The 16,757-nt window shown below is 60.7% G+C and carries 16 protein-coding genes; 10 read left to right on the forward strand and 6 right to left on the reverse strand.

Translation table 11 applies throughout. From position 1 onward, the window contains the following. Positions 1-3: 3 nt before the first annotated feature. Together ABX298_RS20415 and ABX298_RS20420 are read right to left on the reverse strand one after the other, a co-directional pair. Positions 4-804, reverse strand: a complete 801-nt coding sequence (locus tag ABX298_RS20415) for a DUF6708 domain-containing protein (protein WP_367393551.1) — start codon at positions 802-804, stop codon at positions 4-6. After that, positions 801-4,019 (reverse strand): T6SS effector BTH_I2691 family protein, encoded by a 3,219-nt coding sequence (locus ABX298_RS20420; RefSeq protein ID WP_367393552.1) that lies wholly within the window; start codon positions 4,017-4,019, stop codon positions 801-803. The genes ABX298_RS20415 and ABX298_RS20420 overlap by 4 nt, the downstream gene beginning before the upstream one ends. A gap of 245 nt (positions 4,020-4,264) precedes the next feature. Between ABX298_RS20420 and ABX298_RS20425 the strand changes: the two genes are divergently transcribed. Continuing rightward, entirely contained in the window at positions 4,265-4,432 is a 168-nt protein-coding gene (locus tag ABX298_RS20425; protein ID WP_178080719.1) for a hypothetical protein, read from the forward strand. A 96-nt stretch (positions 4,433-4,528) separates the two neighbouring features. Further along, positions 4,529-4,708, forward strand: a complete 180-nt coding sequence (locus tag ABX298_RS20430) for a hypothetical protein (protein WP_170978830.1) — start codon at positions 4,529-4,531, stop codon at positions 4,706-4,708. Positions 4,709-5,273: 565 nt separating this feature from the next. Here the strand turns inward: ABX298_RS20430 and ABX298_RS20435 are convergent. The 3 genes from ABX298_RS20435 to ABX298_RS20445 form a co-directional block, all read right to left on the reverse strand. Further along, a complete protein-coding gene (locus tag ABX298_RS20435) occupies positions 5,274-6,038 on the reverse strand; it encodes a hypothetical protein (protein WP_367393553.1) in 765 nt (254 codons plus the stop codon). Between the two features lie 64 nt (positions 6,039-6,102). Then, positions 6,103-7,380, reverse strand: coding sequence for a bifunctional O-acetylhomoserine aminocarboxypropyltransferase/cysteine synthase (locus ABX298_RS20440; protein WP_085706182.1), 1,278 nt, complete (start codon positions 7,378-7,380; stop codon positions 6,103-6,105). Between the two features lie 167 nt (positions 7,381-7,547). Continuing rightward, positions 7,548-9,305 carry an OPT family oligopeptide transporter gene (locus ABX298_RS20445; protein ID WP_317410554.1) on the reverse strand — a complete coding sequence of 586 codons (1,758 nt, stop codon included), beginning with the start codon at positions 9,303-9,305 and terminating at the stop codon, positions 7,548-7,550. A gap of 290 nt (positions 9,306-9,595) precedes the next feature. Between ABX298_RS20445 and ABX298_RS20450 the strand changes: the two genes are divergently transcribed. The 7 genes from ABX298_RS20450 (at position 9,596) to ABX298_RS20480 (ending at position 14,919) form a co-directional block, all read left to right on the forward strand. Beyond that, complete coding sequence (locus ABX298_RS20450; protein ID WP_256575294.1) at positions 9,596-9,730, forward strand: hypothetical protein; 135 nt, start codon at positions 9,596-9,598, stop codon at positions 9,728-9,730. A gap of 126 nt (positions 9,731-9,856) precedes the next feature. After that, the gene (locus ABX298_RS20455) at positions 9,857-10,936 is read left to right on the forward strand and encodes a WYL domain-containing protein (protein WP_317410551.1); all 1,080 of its coding nucleotides are present in this window, start codon (positions 9,857-9,859) and stop codon (positions 10,934-10,936) included. Next, positions 10,926-12,488: a hypothetical protein gene (locus ABX298_RS20460; RefSeq protein WP_367393554.1), complete on the forward strand. Its 1,563-nt coding sequence runs from the start codon at positions 10,926-10,928 to the stop codon at positions 12,486-12,488. The genes ABX298_RS20455 and ABX298_RS20460 overlap by 11 nt, the downstream gene beginning before the upstream one ends. Positions 12,489-12,535: 47 nt before the next feature. After that, complete coding sequence (locus tag ABX298_RS20465; RefSeq protein ID WP_317410548.1) at positions 12,536-13,111, forward strand: hypothetical protein; 576 nt, start codon at positions 12,536-12,538, stop codon at positions 13,109-13,111. 10 nt (positions 13,112-13,121) lie between these two features. Further along, positions 13,122-14,147, forward strand: coding sequence for a hypothetical protein (locus ABX298_RS20470; protein WP_367393555.1), 1,026 nt, complete (start codon positions 13,122-13,124; stop codon positions 14,145-14,147). Positions 14,148-14,249: 102 nt separating this feature from the next. Next, positions 14,250-14,561, forward strand: coding sequence for a YkgJ family cysteine cluster protein (locus ABX298_RS20475; RefSeq protein WP_367393556.1), 312 nt, complete (start codon positions 14,250-14,252; stop codon positions 14,559-14,561). Positions 14,562-14,757: 196 nt separating this feature from the next. Further along, positions 14,758-14,919 carry a hypothetical protein gene (locus tag ABX298_RS20480; protein WP_024086757.1) on the forward strand — a complete coding sequence of 54 codons (162 nt, stop codon included), beginning with the start codon at positions 14,758-14,760 and terminating at the stop codon, positions 14,917-14,919. An 80-nt stretch (positions 14,920-14,999) separates the two neighbouring features. Here the strand turns inward: ABX298_RS20480 and ABX298_RS20485 are convergent, their stop codons facing one another. Then, positions 15,000-15,971, reverse strand: coding sequence for a GlxA family transcriptional regulator (locus ABX298_RS20485; protein ID WP_075044779.1), 972 nt, complete (start codon positions 15,969-15,971; stop codon positions 15,000-15,002). 130 nt (positions 15,972-16,101) lie between these two features. Between ABX298_RS20485 and ABX298_RS20490 the strand changes: the two genes are divergently transcribed. Then, complete coding sequence (locus ABX298_RS20490; protein ID WP_367393557.1) at positions 16,102-16,743, forward strand: HD domain-containing protein; 642 nt, start codon at positions 16,102-16,104, stop codon at positions 16,741-16,743. Positions 16,744-16,757: the final 14 nt, after the last annotated feature.

The raw sequence follows: 16,757 nt of genomic DNA on the forward strand, positions 1-16,757 counted from the left end.
CTCTCATTCAGATGGGGCAGTACGGGACTCACGGTCAATGTCCTCCGGCCAATGAACCTTGGGCGCCAGGCAATGCATATGGCTCAGGCCATCGTCATCGTTCCAGTCACGAGGTGGATGCACGAACTTCGGCAGGGCTTCGGGGCCTTGCTGCATGAACAGCCGGGCGATAGCCCAGTAGGCTTCGCCGTGGTACAGGTCGTGGGTGAAGAAGACGCGGTCGATGACTTCGTTGGTTTCCGGGTTGCGGACGGACAGCATGACGTTTTCGATCAGCCCACCGTGGCCAGGGGCGTAGACTCGGTAGACTTCGGCGGTTACGTCGTCCCAGTTGTAGGCGACCGGTTTGACGCCCCAGTGTTTGCGGCTGAAGATGAAGATGCGGTCATATCGAAACTCATAAATGTATATCTTTTGGCGGAGTCGATTGAAGCGAATTGGCTCATCTCTAGGCGTAGCCAGATCAAGTCTGACATAGGGAATCAAAGCCCATAGTATTGCCGGAGGAAAAATTATTGATATGTTTATTAGCCAATCGCGCTGCCAACCGTCATGCAAAAGACCCCAGTAGAGGCAAAACGTCAATCCCAGAATAAAAATCAACCCCGGAATCCCAACTAAAAATATGACACCTCGGAGGATAATGCTACTCCGAGGTAACTCGAGATAAACATCATCGAAGTAGTTGGGCGACGGTTTGACACTTGCCCACACTTCCCGCCACTTTGGCACTTCATCTACCTTGGGAAGGTCATGACTCCAGCCTAAAGCGCGCTCCCACAGAACTTTACCATCACGCTTCACTCGTTAATCTCCCTGGCACAAATCTCAATATACCCACCTGGCAAGCTCCGATCCGGCCAGTACATCACCAACAGCGTAGCTGCCAGTATCGTGTGGTTTCCTATAGTTGCCATGAGCGATATCGAGCCAGAAATTTCTAACTGACTGAGCCCCGCAGGGTAAGGTTTTCGCTTCTCGCTGATTGAATAATTGCGGTCGTGGTCGGGTATTCGCGGCGATGTAAAGCTGGAAAATGAAGAGGACGGTGAGAGAGGCTCTTCAGAGTTTGCAAAGAAATTGCCCGAAGCAATAGTTTCCCCGCCAACGTAATCAGGGTGATGGCCATCACCGTGACGATGCACGATCAATTTCCAGTGATATCCCGAAGACCGCTCGTCGTACATAGGCAAAGCGATCAAGAATTTTAGCTCCCTCATTATTTCGACACTAATCAAACCACCGATTTTCGGAAGACCTGGATCAGTTGCCAAGTGCGACTCAAAGTGCAACTTCGCCTGCACCCCTAACGTGGCAGCATTGAGTTCGGCAAAAGCGATATCCGCATGTTCTGGAGAATTCCAATGAATGCTCGGCTTTTCGTCTGCCTTTCCAAAGCAGCACCGTCTTACCCAGCGTTCCAAATCAGTTGATTCATTTTTTTCAGCCCGTTTGCTTAGTTGATAAGCAGCAAGCGTGAGGGCTATCGCCAATCCCAGCGGGCCGAAAAATAACGGGTTGAGTACTGCGACTCCGAACGCGATAGTTCCAGCAGCATAAAAAACGGCTGAAGTTAGATGTTGGTAGTACGCTACATCATCACCCGCAGCGGCGGTGCGCCTCATGGCATTGATTGCTTGAGCCGTATCAAAGACCCCTGCAACCGCACTCACCAAAGCACCAAGCCTTATCAAGACCTCCCCTGTGGCTGCTACACCCTTTGCCCGTGCCAAATTCAGTGGACCAGCACTTGATCTCAAAATGAGCCCAACCAGTTCGACTTGCCCTCCCAACAGGCCCAACTGCGATCCTTGCAACGCCAATTTGGCCTCATGCGCCTTGGGCCCAATCTCCGTTTCCGCCTTTTCCTGATTCCTGCCCAGGCTGTCCTGCTGCAGATACAACCCGCCTATCGCCAGTAGAACCTCCCAGCTGCCAGCAATCCCGCGCAACCCGGAAAAACCGGTTTTTACCAATCGGGCCGCCTGCTGCGACGTGATCTTCATCCCCTGCAATAATTTGCGTGCATCGGCTTCCAACGTCCCTGCCGCCACCGAGATATCCACCAGGGCAAGCTGCGCCGCACTGCTCGCCTGCGTTACGCCAATGTTGGCTTCCTGGAATAATCGCCCATGCACCTCTTCCGCCTTGCCTTCGACCCACACCGTTACGCTGATCATCGAATTGGTGAACCGCGGGTCGAGTACGGCCAGGCTCATCAGCCCGTGCTGGATGATCGGCCGCACCTTGCGCATGGCCTTCATCGAGCCAAACTCGAAGTCATCGATATTGCGGCGCATCCGGTCCCGCGCCTCGGCGATCGACGCATTGGCCTTGTGCTGCAACTCCCGGAGGTGGGCGCTCTGCAAGGCGTAGTACTCGCCCAGCTTCATCTGCACTTCCAGCTCGATCAGGTGGACGCCGTTGTAGAGAAACTGCGTGGCGCTGTTCAGATGCCGCACGGCCTTCTGAATGCCAGGCGACAGACATGGCGCCAGCCGCTGACTGGCCGCATTGAGCGCGCTCTGCGTTTCGGCAATGGCCTGCTTGAGGGTATTGCGCATGCGCAGGCCGGCGTCATCGCTGGCGATGATCTTGCTCAGCATGCCGTAGAGCTTGTCGCTGTCGTTCCAGTTGATCGCTTCTGTGGCGGAGAAACTGGGCAGCAGCCCGGCCAGCAGAGAGCGATCCCGCATCAACAAGGCGCGGTAGGGCGGGCTGTCCGGGTCCTGCAGCCATTTCAACCAGAGCAGTTCGCTGGTGCCGGAAGCGGGAATATGCGGTTCAAGGCGGGGGACGACAGCTTCCGTAACGCCACCGCCCAGGCACAGGGCCATGGTCTTCGCATAGGCCACCCCGGACTCACGATCGTTACCGTCGTAGTCGTACGCCTCGGCCACCTTGAACATGGGCGTATCGAACAAGGCAACGTACGCCTGGGCGTCCTTGTCGATGTAGCGCTGAAACTCGCGCTCCTGCTGCTCGTATTCAGCTTGGAACGCGGCCCGCTGCGGTTCGTGGTAGCGCTCTTCAAGCCGCTCGTCACTCTCCTGCTGCGCACGCTCAACCAATAGCTGCCGCTCGACAGCCGGGTCGGTGAACACCGGCGGCCCATCGCCCGTCATCGGTTCCAGCGACGGCACCTTCTGCGCCGCCCATTCCCTGTGCGTGGCACGAATGATCTGCAGGATCTGCGAGGTCTGCAGTTGATAGGCCCGCATCGGTTCTTCACGCCAGGCCTGACGCTTCAGTACCCAGTTCAGCCGCTGATGGTTGTACTCCTGAATCAGCCCGACGGTGTCGTCGAGCACCACTGCCAGCACGCCGTTTTCCAGCTGGTGCCGGTTGATCGCATTGACCAGATAGCCGCCCAGGGCGAACCGGCGCAACCAGCGGCTGTGGAAGCCATGCGCACTGTCGAAGGGGGCACAGCCATGCTGGGCATACTCGAACACCTGCTGATCGACCCCAAGCTTATCGGGCGTCATGGCGATGCCCAGCAGTTCGGGATTGTTGCGTGCCTGAATCAGGTCCAGGCCCTCGAAGCGATGCGCAGGCGACGCGCCGCTCTTGTAGGCGTTCAGCACGCTCACCGGCCAAGGATCACTGGAGAAGGCCAGCCAGGCGCTGGCGTACCTGCTGGTATCGATGTTGAGAAAGGCCGAAGGAATGTCGTGATCTGCGTTCACGCATTTTTCGGGCAGCGGCGAAGGCGGGCCGTCCGGTGGCTCGTAGGGATTGAAGCGGCGCAGATGACCTTGCTCGCTGACGGCATAGGCATGCCAGACTTGCTGGTCGAGCAGCACATAGAGGAAGCCCCTGCGCAAGGTGCGCAAGCCGATCTTCGCCGTGATATGCCGGTTATCCGCCACGGTGGAGACACACTCGGGGCGGGTATCGGGCACCAGGGCGCGGCGCAGCGGCAGGATTGGCAGGCCCTGGCGCTCGCAGAACATGCACTGGTCATGCGGCAGCCCGGCTTCGGCGATCGCGAGGGCAATACGTTGGCTGATGGTCATGAGCGATCCTCGTGTTGGACAGGTCCTTGTCGACCTCTGAACACTAACGGGGAATCGCTTTCCAGAGAGGCATTGGGCTTCCTAAAAGCTTGTAGGAAACGTCTCTGAATAATGGTTTAGCTCTATATGGGGCCATGATCGGTACCCCGGCCTTTTGCGCCACCTGTCGAACCCAAGGCACTGCTGCTGGCCGTTTTCCGTCCGATCTGTATGCGCGATCAACGCGCAAACCCAGGAGAACTTCCATGGCAAACGATCAGAAAGACCCCGGCCTCGAGCAAACCGAATCCCAGCCCGGCAGCGGTGACGGAGAGGTCCCGCTACCTTCGGATGACGAAGGCCCGATCGAGGAGGAGATGGAGGACGTGCAGGCCAACAATTCGGTTTCTGCCGAGCACCCGCAGCCTCGCTGACGGAGTTGCCCGGAACGAATGCGGTTCACACCTTTTCTTGTGAGGTATGCAGCGATGAGCCCCGATCCGAATGCCCAAGGCGGCACGAACCAGGACATGCCCACTTCACCCGACCCGGCCGTTGACCCCGACCGCCCGACCATACCCGACCCTGACGACGACCCGCTCATGAACGAAGAAGAGGGTGGTGATTGGCAGGAGGAAGACAGCTTGGCTGATGACGGCAGGCAGAGCGTGGAGCAGCCTGCGGTGGACCTGGATCAGCGCAGGGAATGACCATTGATAGGGCAGGGCCCTGTGGGAGCGGGTTTACCCGCGAAGAATCCGACACGGTGTATGGCACCGGCTGCGCCGGTGTTCGCGGGCATGCCCGCTCCCACAGGTACTGTGGCTGCCTTGAAGGCTGTGGTGATCCGGTGGGCGTGCCCGCGAAGAATCCGGCGCGGTGGCTGGCACCGGCTGCGCCGGTGTTCGCGCGTGAACCCGCTCCCACAGGTACTGCGGCTGCCTTGAAGGCTGTGGTGATCCTGTGGGAGCGGGCATGCCCGCGAAGAATCCAACGCGGTGCATGGCACCGGCTACGCCGGTGTTCGCGGGCACGCCAGCTTCCACAGGTACTGCGGCTGCCTTGAAGGCTGTGGTGATCCTGTAGGAGCGGGCATGCCCGCGAAGAATCCAACGCGGTGCATGGCACCGGCTACGCCGGTGTTCGCGGGCACGCCAGCTCCCACAGGTACTGCATCTGCCTTGAAGACTGTAGTGATCCTGTAGGAGCTGGCTTGCCTGCGATGGGCTGCGCAGCAGCCCCAATGGACACAGCCCTGGCATGCGCGCCGGCGTATCACCCCCGTCGCAACGCAGCCGCCAGCCCCACGGTCAGGATCACGGCACAAAGCATGGCCAGGCTGATGGCAATTGCGACACCCCAGGCATCGAGCAGCCCTGCCAATACCAGATAAAACGCAATCACCCCCATCGCCCCGATCGCATTGCCCCGCACCATCGCCGCCATTCCGGCACGGCCATTCTGCACATGGGCGAACACCACCAGCGGCCAGGCAATCACCGGGATCGGCGCCAGCATGCCGCTGGCCGCCGGGCCCAGCCAGTTGGCCAGGCTTGTGATGACCATCAGCAACGAAGTGGCAGACACCATGCGCAGAGGGATCTCCCAAAACCGCTGCCGGGGCCGGGCCAGGGAATCCGGCCTGGGCTCGTGGCCGCTGGCGCGTATCAACACGCCAATCAGCACCAGCGCCACGGCAATCGACAGGTACAGGTTGCCCCCGTGGGTAAACGCATAGGCCGCTACACCATAGAACAGCATCGCCAGCAATACGGCTGGGCCGATGCCGAGCCTGCGTGTAGCGAACAGGTAGAAAGTGTAAGTGGCCTGCACCGCCGCCAGGCCGCCCAGCGCGCCGGGCACCGCCCCCAAGGCAAAGGCCGTGCCCTGTTCCAGGCACAGGAAGGTCATTACCAGTGCCGAGGTGATCGGCAGGCCGGACAGCAACCCGCCGAGCAGGCCGCCCCAGCGACGCGAGGCGAGGGAGATGGCCCACATCAGGAGGGGGGTGACGATCAGCTTGAGGTAGAACAGGGTCATCGCAGGGCTATCCATATGTGCGAAAGGTGCGCCCGCCGTAGGCATTGGGTAGGGCGCAGATGAATCAACCGCGGCTGGCCTCCAGCGCCTGGGCCAGGTCGGCGATGATGTCGTCGCTGTGCTCGATGCCGATCGACAGGCGCACCATGTCCCGTGGCACGCCGGCCTTCTCCAGTTCCTCGTCGTTGAGCTGGCGGTGGGTGGTGGAGGCGGGGTGGCAGGCCAGCGACTTGGCGTCGCCGATGTTCACCAGGCGCACCACCAGCTGCAGCGCATCGATGAAGCGCGCGCCGGCCGCCTGGCCGCCCTTGATGCCGAACGACAGGATCGACGCCGGTTTGCCGCCGGTATAGCGCCGGGCCAGTTCATGCTCGGGGTGGTCGGGCAGCCCTGCATATTTCACCCACGCCACCTGCTCGTGGGCTTGCAGGTAGCGGGCGACCTTCAGCGCGTTCTCGGTGTGGCGCTCCATGCGCAGGGCCAAGGTTTCCAGGCCTTGCAGGATCAGGAAGGCATTGAACGGCGACAGCGCTGCGCCTGTGTTGCGCAACGGCACCACGCGGCAGCGGCCGATGAAGGCGGCGGGGCCGAAGGCTTCGGTGTAGGTGACGCCGTGATAGGACGGGTCGGGGGTGTTGAGCAGGGCGAAGCGTTCCTTGTTGTCGGCCCAGGGGAACTTGCCGGAGTCGATGACGATGCCGCCGATGCTGGTGCCGTGGCCGCCGATGTACTTGGTCAGCGAGTGCACGACGATATCGGCACCGTGCTCGAACGGCCGGCACAGCACCGGGGTGGCCACGGTGTTGTCGACGATCAGCGGCACACCATGGCGGTGGGCGGCCTCGGCCAGCGCGGCGATGTCGACGATATTGCCGGCAGGGTTGCCGATGGACTCGCAGAACACCGCCTTGGTACGCGAATCGATCAATGCTTCGAGGGCGTCGATGTCGTCATGGGCGGCGAAGCGGGTATGGATGCCCATGCGTGGCAGGGTGTGGGCCAGCAGGTTGTAGGTGCCGCCGTACAGCTTGGCCACCGAGACAATGTTGTCGCCGGCCTCGGCGACGGTCTGGATGGCGTAGGTGATGGCCGCCATGCCCGAGGCCACCGCCAGCGCGCCAACCCCGCCCTCCAGGGCGGCCATGCGCTGCTCGAGCACGTCGTTGGTGGGGTTCATGATGCGCGAGTAGATGTTGCCGGCCACCTTCAGGTCGAAAAGGTCGGCGCCGTGCTGGGTGTCGTCGAAGGCGAAGGAAGTGGTCTGGTAGATCGGTACAGCCACTGCCCGGGTAGTCGGGTCGGGGCTGAAGCCTGCGTGGATGGCGAGGGTTTCCAGCTTCATGCAATCGTTCCTTGAGCGTGGGTGGAGCGATCGAGCATGTGGCGGGGGGAGGGTATGGGTCAAGCGTGAACACGCGATGGGCTGGCCGGCAGCAGCCCATCGCATTCAAGGGCGCGTTAGAACGTTGTAAATGGCACGCAAGCAGCATGGCCGAGCCATGCCAACCGCTACAGCATCCGCACCATCTCCCGGAACGATGCCGCCACCCCGGTAATGCTTTCCCCGGCAATCAGCCCCGCTGCGGCCGTGATCGCAAACCGCTCGGTAACGCTCGGCCAACGGCAACCGACCAGCCAGGTAACCACCGCGCCGAGCCCCATCATCATGCTGATCGATGCTGGCAGTATGAACGCCAGCCCCAGTGCGCCGGTACTCGGCAGCCAGCGCGCCACCCATTGCGGCAGCAGGCTGTCCAGCGCGCCCAACAGTACGCCTGCCGCGCTGCCGGCCACGATCGCCCAGCGCAGCTCCGGCGACAGCGCCCCCAGCCCCTGCATCAGGGTCTGGGCCACGGCCTTCCAGGTCGCCACGGCCGGTGCGGGCCATTGCTCGGTAAGCAGCAGGGTCTGCGGATCGGGAATCAGCACCAGGTACACCAGCACGCCCGCCACGCTGCCGATGAGAATGCCCAGGCACTGTGCAATCAGTTGCTTGTATGGCGTGGCGCCGATCGCCTGGCCAACCTTGAAGTCGTTCATCAGGTCGGTGGCTTGCCCGGCCGCGCCGCCGGCAGTGTTGGCGCTCATCAGGTTGATGGCCACCTGGCCCGGGGCGACCAGGCCAAAGCTGAGCTGCGACAGCTTGCCGATGGCGCCGATCGGCGCAATACCGGTGGCACCGACCACGCGCGCGGCGACCACCGCAAGGCATATCGCCAAGGGAATACTCAGCAGCGCCATCCACCAGTCGATGCCGAACAGCAACGCCTGTAGCGCCACCACCAGCGCAATGGACAATAACAGCCCGCACGCAGGCGCCAGGGAAAACCGCCCACGGGCGTGCGCTGCCCGACTTGCCAGCGGGGCGGTGGGCCTTTGCCGGGGCATTTGCAACAGGCGGACCGACAATGAAGTCAGGGTCGCGCATACCATCAGGCTGACGCCCGGCCACAACAGCCATTCCACCAGGGCAGCGAACTGTGGGCCGCTGGCGTTCGGGGCCAGCACCACCAGGGCATGGTCGATCAGCCACGGTGCCAGCCCGCCCCAGGCCAGCGCGGCGCCGAACAGCAGCGTCAGGCCCACGCGGATACCGATGATGCCGCCGAAGCCGACCAGCATCAGCGAAGGATCAAGCGTGAAGGTCAGGCGCTCGAGCACAGGCGAGGGTGCCCAGCGCGGGATCGCCCAGACGAACCCGTCAATCCACTTCACCAGCCCCGACAGCAACGCGGCGCTGCACAGCACCTTTATCCGCATCATGGCTTCGTGGCCGTGGCGGTAGATCTGCTGCAATGTCTCCAGGGTCGCCATGCCCTCAGGGAACTTCAGGCCATGGTCATCGAGCAGGGCGGGGCGCAGATACCAGGCGATCCAGATGCCCAGGAAGCTCACGGAGAACACCCAGGCCATCATCGGCAGCGGGTCCAGCTGGTGACCGGTGAGCAGGGTATAGGCGGGGATCGGCGCGACCAGCCCGCCAGAAACGATGGAAGCGGCGGCCGAGGCCACGGTCTGGTTGATGTTGCTTTCGTGCAACGTCCATGCGGGCCGGCCCTTGCTGCGCCCCGCCAGGCCCTGCCACAGGGTGAAGCCGACCAGCAAGGCGATGATCGACATGTTGAACGACCAGCCGATCCGAAGGCCCGCGTACACATTCGAGGGTGTCAGCAGAATGCCCAGCACTACGCCGGTAAGCACCGCCCGCAGGCTCAGTTCACGTTCGATGCGAGCCTGGGGAAGGGCGGTGGACGGGGCATCTCTCATGGCAATCCCTTGTCGGAGTGGTAAGCGCGCTTTGCACAAATGAGCCACTGCCGCCACAAAGGTTCACTGTCGCTTGCGGTTGTGCAGGCTGCCTGCCAACAGGCATATCGTCCGGACAGTCCATCGTTGCGCGCCCTCCGTTTGCCACCCCGCACGACGCATGCACCAATCGGCAAATCCCCCGCTGGCGATTGCAAATGGCTGTCAGCATGTGTAACGGCAAAGTAGCGACACAGAATGTCGCAGGGGACTGCCAGGATGCCTGCATCCAACCCCCGAGGAATTTCGGAATGAAAGAATTGACTTGCTTCGCCGTCGGACTGGTCGTCGGCGTGCTGTTGATGAAGAAGACCCAGGCAGTCGTTGATCTGCAGCGCGAACTGGAGCGCGAGCGCGGCCGCCGCAGCGCTCAGCCCACAGCGTGAGAATTTTGATATATGGCTTTTTGCTACTGGTAGTTGATAGCGGATAGTGCTAAAAAGCCATCAAAGGACAGTTCGCCAGCAATATGACGCCAGCGAATCATCATCAAGGTCGATTGAGCACGTTTCATGTCAGATCCCAAAGACAGGCTGTTCCGGCATCTGGCCCTACTGCGTCTCATCCCCCGTGAGCCGAAGAGTATCTCCACCACCGAGTTGTTTGAGCGGCTGCGGCGCGAACGGTTCGACTTCGATCCACGCACGTTGCAGCGCGATTTGGCAGGGCGCCTTGCACTGGACTTCCCATTGCTTTGCGATGAAAGCCAGAAACCCTATCGCTGGAGCTTCCCCAGCAACACGCCGGACTTCGAGTACCCGGCCTTGGACACGCCCACTGCATTGGCGTTCGTGCTTGCCCAAAGCCATCTGGACAAACTGCTACCTCCCAGCGTGATGCAGCTGCTGATGCCTCATTTCGACCTGGCCCGCCGTCAAATCAACGCGCTGCAACACAACAACCTTGCGCATTGGCGTGATAGCGTGCGTGCGCTGCCTAATGGCAAGGCACTGCAACCTGCAGAAGTGGATGCGGTGATCTGGTCCAAGGTCGCGGATGCACTACTGGATAAGCGCCAGTTGGACGTGCTCTACCTCAGCCGCAGTAAAGGCCAGCCTAAGACGTTGCGCCTGCATCCGCTGGGGATTGTCGCGCGTCACTCCATCAGTTACCTGATAGCCGTTGTCGATGGCTACACCGATGCGCGTCAGTTCGCTCTGCATCGCATCCAGCAAGTGACCTGCCTGGAGGCACCTGCGGAAACTGCGTATGGGTTTGACATCGACAGCTATTTGCTGGGCGGAGGTTTCAACACTCCGGGGCCGGTCGAGCACATCGAGTTAGTGGCCGACGTAGCACCGCAAATTGCTTGGCTGTTGAGCGAAACACCACTTGCACGAAACCAGCGCCTGGAGCACTTGCCAGGCTCAGACTGGCACCGTGTGCGAGCCAGCGTACCTGATGATCAGGAAACCCAGTGGTGGCTATTCGGTCTGGGAGAGAACGCTCGCCTGCATGAACCGCGCAGCTGGGTCCAAACCATCCGAACAAGGCTTATGGACGCGCAGGCATTGTATGCGCAGCCGTCAGCCGAACTGTCTTCCGTTGCCAACCACCCCTCTGGCTGCCAGGAAACCAACAATGAAGTCTGATTCGTCAAAACCGTCCAACTCGAACAGCAACCATGAAGAGATCCAACGGGACATCATCCAGAGCGTGACGGCGCTTTCCACCAGCGAAACCGTCAGCCGCTTTGGCAGTGCCAATGCCGAATACATCAAAGGCTTCACGGGCGTCGATAACGAAACCGGGCAGCGCTTCGCCAAGGGGCTGGCCGATATTGCCAAGCACAAAGTCAATGACGACCCGCTCTACGCCAAGCAGAACATCAAACAACAGGCAGGCTATTCTGCGGAGGTAGCTACCACCAGCCGTGATAATGCCGAGGCAATCATCAATGGTTCGAAAGTGCGTACTTCGCGCAGTGACGACCTGCCCCAATACGGCAAGAACCACAATGTGGTGGACCGTGTGCAGCTCATAGACGGGCAGGTTATTGAAGGCACGCAGTCACAGATGAAGTTTGTGGGTAACCGCGATCAGTTGTTCGAGGACATTGCCAGCGAGAACGGAAAGTTCGCCCGCTACCGTGGAATCAAGCTCGAGCTGCCATCCGAACAGTTTGAAGGAGCAGAAGCTCATTGTCGCGAAAAGGCTGCAGCGCTGCGCGAGCAGGCTACCAAGGTCGATGCGGCGGGCAAGCCAGACGTAGCGGCCAAGCTTCGCCGCGATGCGGATAATTACGAGCAGTTGGCGGATAATGTCAAAGACAGTGGGCTGACCACCGAGGACGCCATTTTCTATCGTGAGAACCCCGAACTCGCCACGGTAATGGATATCGGCCGCACTAGTCATCGCGCCGGCCTGGAGGGCGCCAAGCTTGGTGCGATTGTCGGGGCCAGTATCTCGACGCTGCAGAATGTGTTCTCGGTTGCGCAAGGCAAGCAAGACCTCACAGATGCAGCGCGTGCGGTAGCGACAGATACCGCCAAGGCAGGTGCTCTTGGCTATGGCACTGCATTTGTCGGTGCAGCACTCAAGGGGGGTATGCAGCAGTCCGGCAATGTGACTCTTCGTAATCTGGCCCATACAAATGCACCGGCAATGGCAGTGAATGTTTGCCTGTCGCTCGGCAGTTCCGTCAAGCGATACGTCACCGGTGAAATCAGCGAAGCGCAGTTGCTTGCTGAACTGGGCGAGAAGGGCTCGGGCATGCTCGCCAGCAGCATGATGGCGGCCGTCGGCCAAGTCGCTATTCCAATTCCATTCGTAGGCGCGGCCGTTGGCGGCATGATCGGCTACACCCTGTCTTCGCTGTTCTACCAGGCAGCCCTGGATGCCGCACGCGGGGCTGAACTTTCCCGTGTTCAGCTGGAGCGCACCCGTGCCATCCAGGCTGCTGCCCGCGATCGTATCGCTGTTGAGCAGGCCGCCTTGGATGAGTTCACCAGCCGTGAAATCCCGCAATTGCGAAGGGAGACGCAGCAGCTGTTTTCCAGGATCAATGCCACCGGCAGCGTCAGTACTGATGAGGTTGCAGCGGCGATAAATGAGTACGCCACGTTGCTGGGCAAAAAGCTGCAGTTCCAGACACAAGATGAGTTCGACAGTTTCATGGACAGCGACAGCCCGCTGGTTCTGTAAGCATGTTGCCGACTTAATATTTCCAAGGAACGAGGACAACACCGTTCATGCTGATCAAGCTCCTGTCCACGCCGGACAAAAAACATTTGATAGACCTGGCAAAGCTGCTCGCTCTTTCCGATAAGCCCCTGTTGTGGGATGGCAAGACAGCCGCTGAAGTGAATGCCGGTACCAACCTCGATGCCCTTTCAATCCAGGAAGGTGAGCATGAGCGCGAACTGATTGCCGAAATGGAGCAATTGGCAGGTATCAACCAACAGTCGTCATCGTTCGTCTGGCCTGGTAGACGGACCGATGTGCAGTCGAGCCTGCTTGAGGCCGTCAAGGCGTTTCCTATCACCCAGGCAGATCGCCCTGAGTCCCGTGCCCAGGCAGCGAAGACCGTGCTCAAGGAATTGCTAAAGAACAAGAAGTGCGATCAACCTTCCAGTCCGAAAGTAATGCTGTTCGAGCTGATACTCGTGTCGCTGCGAGGTGGCTGTATCTCCAGCATCGAATGGGCACTACTCAAAGAGTTTCAACAGCACCACAAACTTGAAGACTTCATCTTCGATGACCTCCTGGAACGCGCAGAAGTGCTGAACAAGGAAGTCAACAAAACCATCTCAATTGTGCTTGAGTAAGGAACGCATCATGCCATTACCCCTGCTTATCGGCGCCGCCGCCATCGCTGGTATCTACGGTGCAGTCAAAGGCGTCAGTGGTGCTATCGACCACAGTAATGCCAGCGATCTCAACGAAGACGCTCGTACCATGGTCAACAACGCCAACGAGGAAATTGAAGATCAGCGCGAGAAGACCAACAGCACGTTGGAAGACTACGGTCAGCGCAAACTGCGTGCGTTCAATGGCGTAATTGCCGATTTCATCACGACTTATGAGCGTATCAAGAACGTTGAACTCTCGCAGAGCCCGGAACTGGACAAGCTCAACGCAGGCGACTTCACCAGCAAGACGCTGACTGGGCTACGCCAGGATTATAAAGCGCTGCAGGACGCAGGTCTGGGCTTGGGTGCGGGCCTGAGTGGCGGCGCAGCACTTGCCTTCGGTGCCTACAACGGCACCATGTTGCTGGCGACTGCCAGCACCGGCACTGCCATTTCTTCGCTAGGGGGGGTGGCTGCAACTAATGCTACCCTGGCCTGGTTGGGTGGTGGTTCGCTGGCCGCAGGCGGCTACGGCATGGCAGGCGGTATGATGGTTCTGGGTGGCATTGTGGCGGGTCCGGCATTGGCCATCTTTGGCCACGTTCTAGGTAACAAGGGTGAAGAGGCCCTGAACAAGGCCCGCAGTAACATGGAACAGGCCCGTACCATCCGCGACCAAGCCAAGCTGATGACCGAAAAATTGAGCGCCATTGCACAAGTCACCACGCTAGCCAACAACACCTTCTCCAATGTCAGCTCGCAACTGCGTCGCGCTGTGAATGAAATGAAGACGGTTATCGATCAGCAAGGTGTCGACTACCGTGGTTACTCGGATCAAAGCAAAAAAGTGGTGTTCGGCTCGGTCAAGTTTGCCCAGTTGCTCAAGGCCATGATCGACACTCCGATTCTGGATACTGACGGTAACTTGGTGCTGTCCACTGAAAAGCGCATCAAGGACGTCACGCTGGTTGCTAATGGCAAGAAAGCTGGACTGGACGCTCCTATCGCTTGAGTGTTGCTGGTTCAAATGCTGCGCTAGCAATACCAGAGCCCACGCATTTGCGTGGGCTCTTCAATTTCAATACAGCCGTCCCAATGCGCGGATGAGGTCTGAATGATTACCTCCGATTCAGCGTTATCGAGGTTCCCCTGTAACCAATGTGGCTTGTGCTGCCAACGTGTGGACAAATCTGACGAGACTCGGTTTCTGGATCGGGGGGATGGTGTTTGCAGTCACTACGACTCCTTGCGAAAAGGCTGCGGTATCTATGAGCAACGACCTGATATCTGCCGTGTAGATCGTCAGTACGTTGAGCGTTTCGCCGAGCACTATGGCTGGGATGAGTTTGTGGCGATGAATGTGGCGGTTTGCATCGAACTGCAGAATGACGGGCATCGGGCTGTGCTGTGCAAAAGTACTAGCTGAGCAACCCGTCTTTAGCGCATGCCCTGGTGTCGTGCGTACCGCCAAGCGAATCTGGTAGTCCATTTTGCTTTCCCACACTGCACCGACTGTAAAGATATGCAAAGTTTCCCCAGGCCATCACGCTGTCACTCTAGAATCCGCCCGCTGCCGAACCTGGTAATGGCAGGCAGCAGATCTAGCCTTGTGGAGCGTTCCAATGAAGTCGAAACACCTTTTCCGCGCAGCCCTGGTTGCGGCGCTGGTATCGGCCTTGTCAGGCTGCTGGATGTTCATGCCGCCGGGTGGTGGCGGTGGTCATGGTGGTGGCCACGGTGGGGGCGGTGGCTTTGGCGGTCATCAGGGCGGTGGCCCTCGCTAAGCTGACCTTGCGACGGAGCGCACAGCCTCGGCCGGGACGCTAAAGCGTACCCGGCGCGAGCGCACACACCTCGGTTCAGCTCACCCCGACCGCCCAAACCGCTTGCGATACTCCGCCGGCGTCACCCCCACATGCTTCACGAACGCCCGCCGCAACGTATCCGCATTGGCAAATCCGCACAGCGCCGCCACCTGCTTCGGTGCCTCTCGCCCAGCCTCCAGCCGCGCCCGCGCAGCATTCACCCGCGCCAGCTCCACCCACGCGGCCGGGGTCATGCCCACATCACCCTGAAACACCCGTGCAAAATGCCTCGGGCTCAGCCCAACCCGCGCAGCCAGGCTGGCAACCCCGTGGTCCAGTGCAGGGTTGGCGGCCACGTAACGCTGCAACCCCTGCAATGCCGAACGCCCAACCGGTGATGTCCCGCCCTGCCGGCTGAACTGCAGCTGCCCGCCAGGCCGTTTGAAGTACATCACCAGGTGCCCGGCAACCTGCTTGGCAATATCCCGCCCCAGGTCTTCTTCCACCAGGGCCAGTGCCAGGTCCAGCCCGGCCGTTACCCCCGCAGCGGTACGCAGGTTGCCGTCATGCACCTGAATGGCGTCGGCATCCACCTGCACCCGCGGATAACGCTCGGCCAGCGGCTGCGCCACGGCCCAATGGGTGGTCACACGCCGGTCATCCAGCAACCCGGCAGCCGCCAGGGCAAATGCCCCCGTGCACACCGAGCCGTAACGCCGGCAAGCGCCCGCGCGTTGCCGCAGCCAGTCGAGAATGCCGGGGCGCAGGTACTGCTCGGCAGCCTGCGGCGTGCCGGCGACCAGCAAGGTGTCGATGGCTTCCAGGTCTTCGCCGATCCAGCCGTCGGCGACCAGGCGCGTACCGGAAGAGCTCACCAGCGGCCCCGGTTCGCAAGCCAGCAACAGTAGGCGATAGGCGTCACGGCCGGCCTGGCGGTTGGCTTCGGCGAACACATCGAGCGGGCCGCAGGCATCCAGCAGTTGTACGCCGGGCATGGCCAGGATGGCGACCGTGATGGGGGCAGAGGGCATGGTGGCTCCGGGCGTTGCGCCGCAAGTCCGTAATCCGCCGACAATGGCAGTATATGGCGCTACAAGTCAATTGAGGACATGGACTCACGACCGCAGACTGGGCTCGTCATCAACCCACCCAGGAGCGACCATGTCCTCATCCATCGCCGGTATCCAGGTGCCCGACAGCGCCATGGCTCGGGAAATCACCGAGCTCGTCCGTGACACGGCTTCCCCTTTGCTGTTCCACCACTCCAGCCGGGTGTTCTACTTCGCGGCCCTTGCCGGGCAGCGGCTGGGGCTGCGCTACGACAGTGAACTGTTGTACGCAGGCTGCATGTTCCATGACATGGGCCTGACCCATCAGCACAGCAGCGATTGCTGCGGCTTCGAGGTGGACGGTGCCAATGCGGCGCGCGATTTCCTCCAGCGCCACGGCGTGGACGAGCGCGATGTCGAGCGTGTGTGGACGGCGATCGCGCTGCATACCACGCCTGGCATTCCAGAGCACATGCACCCGCTGATCGCCCTGGTCACGGCGGGGGTAGAGACTGATGTGCTGGGGCTGCACCACGAAGGGCTGGGGATTGCAGCACGGGACGCCGTGGTCCAGGCGCACCCGCGTGGGGAGCGGTTCAAGGAGGCGATCATCCAGGCGTTTTACGACGGGATCCGGCACAAGCCGCAGACCACGTTTGGCAACGTGAAGGCGGATGTGATCGCGGACAAGGAGCCTGCATTCCGGCCTGGGAATTTCTGCAGCGTCATTCGGCAGTCCTGTTGGGCGAGCTGAGTAAAGCGGGCGGA

It is taken from the genome of Pseudomonas sp. X4 (assembly GCF_040784925.1).
Lineage (GTDB): Bacteria > Pseudomonadota > Gammaproteobacteria > Pseudomonadales > Pseudomonadaceae > Aquipseudomonas > Aquipseudomonas putida_Z.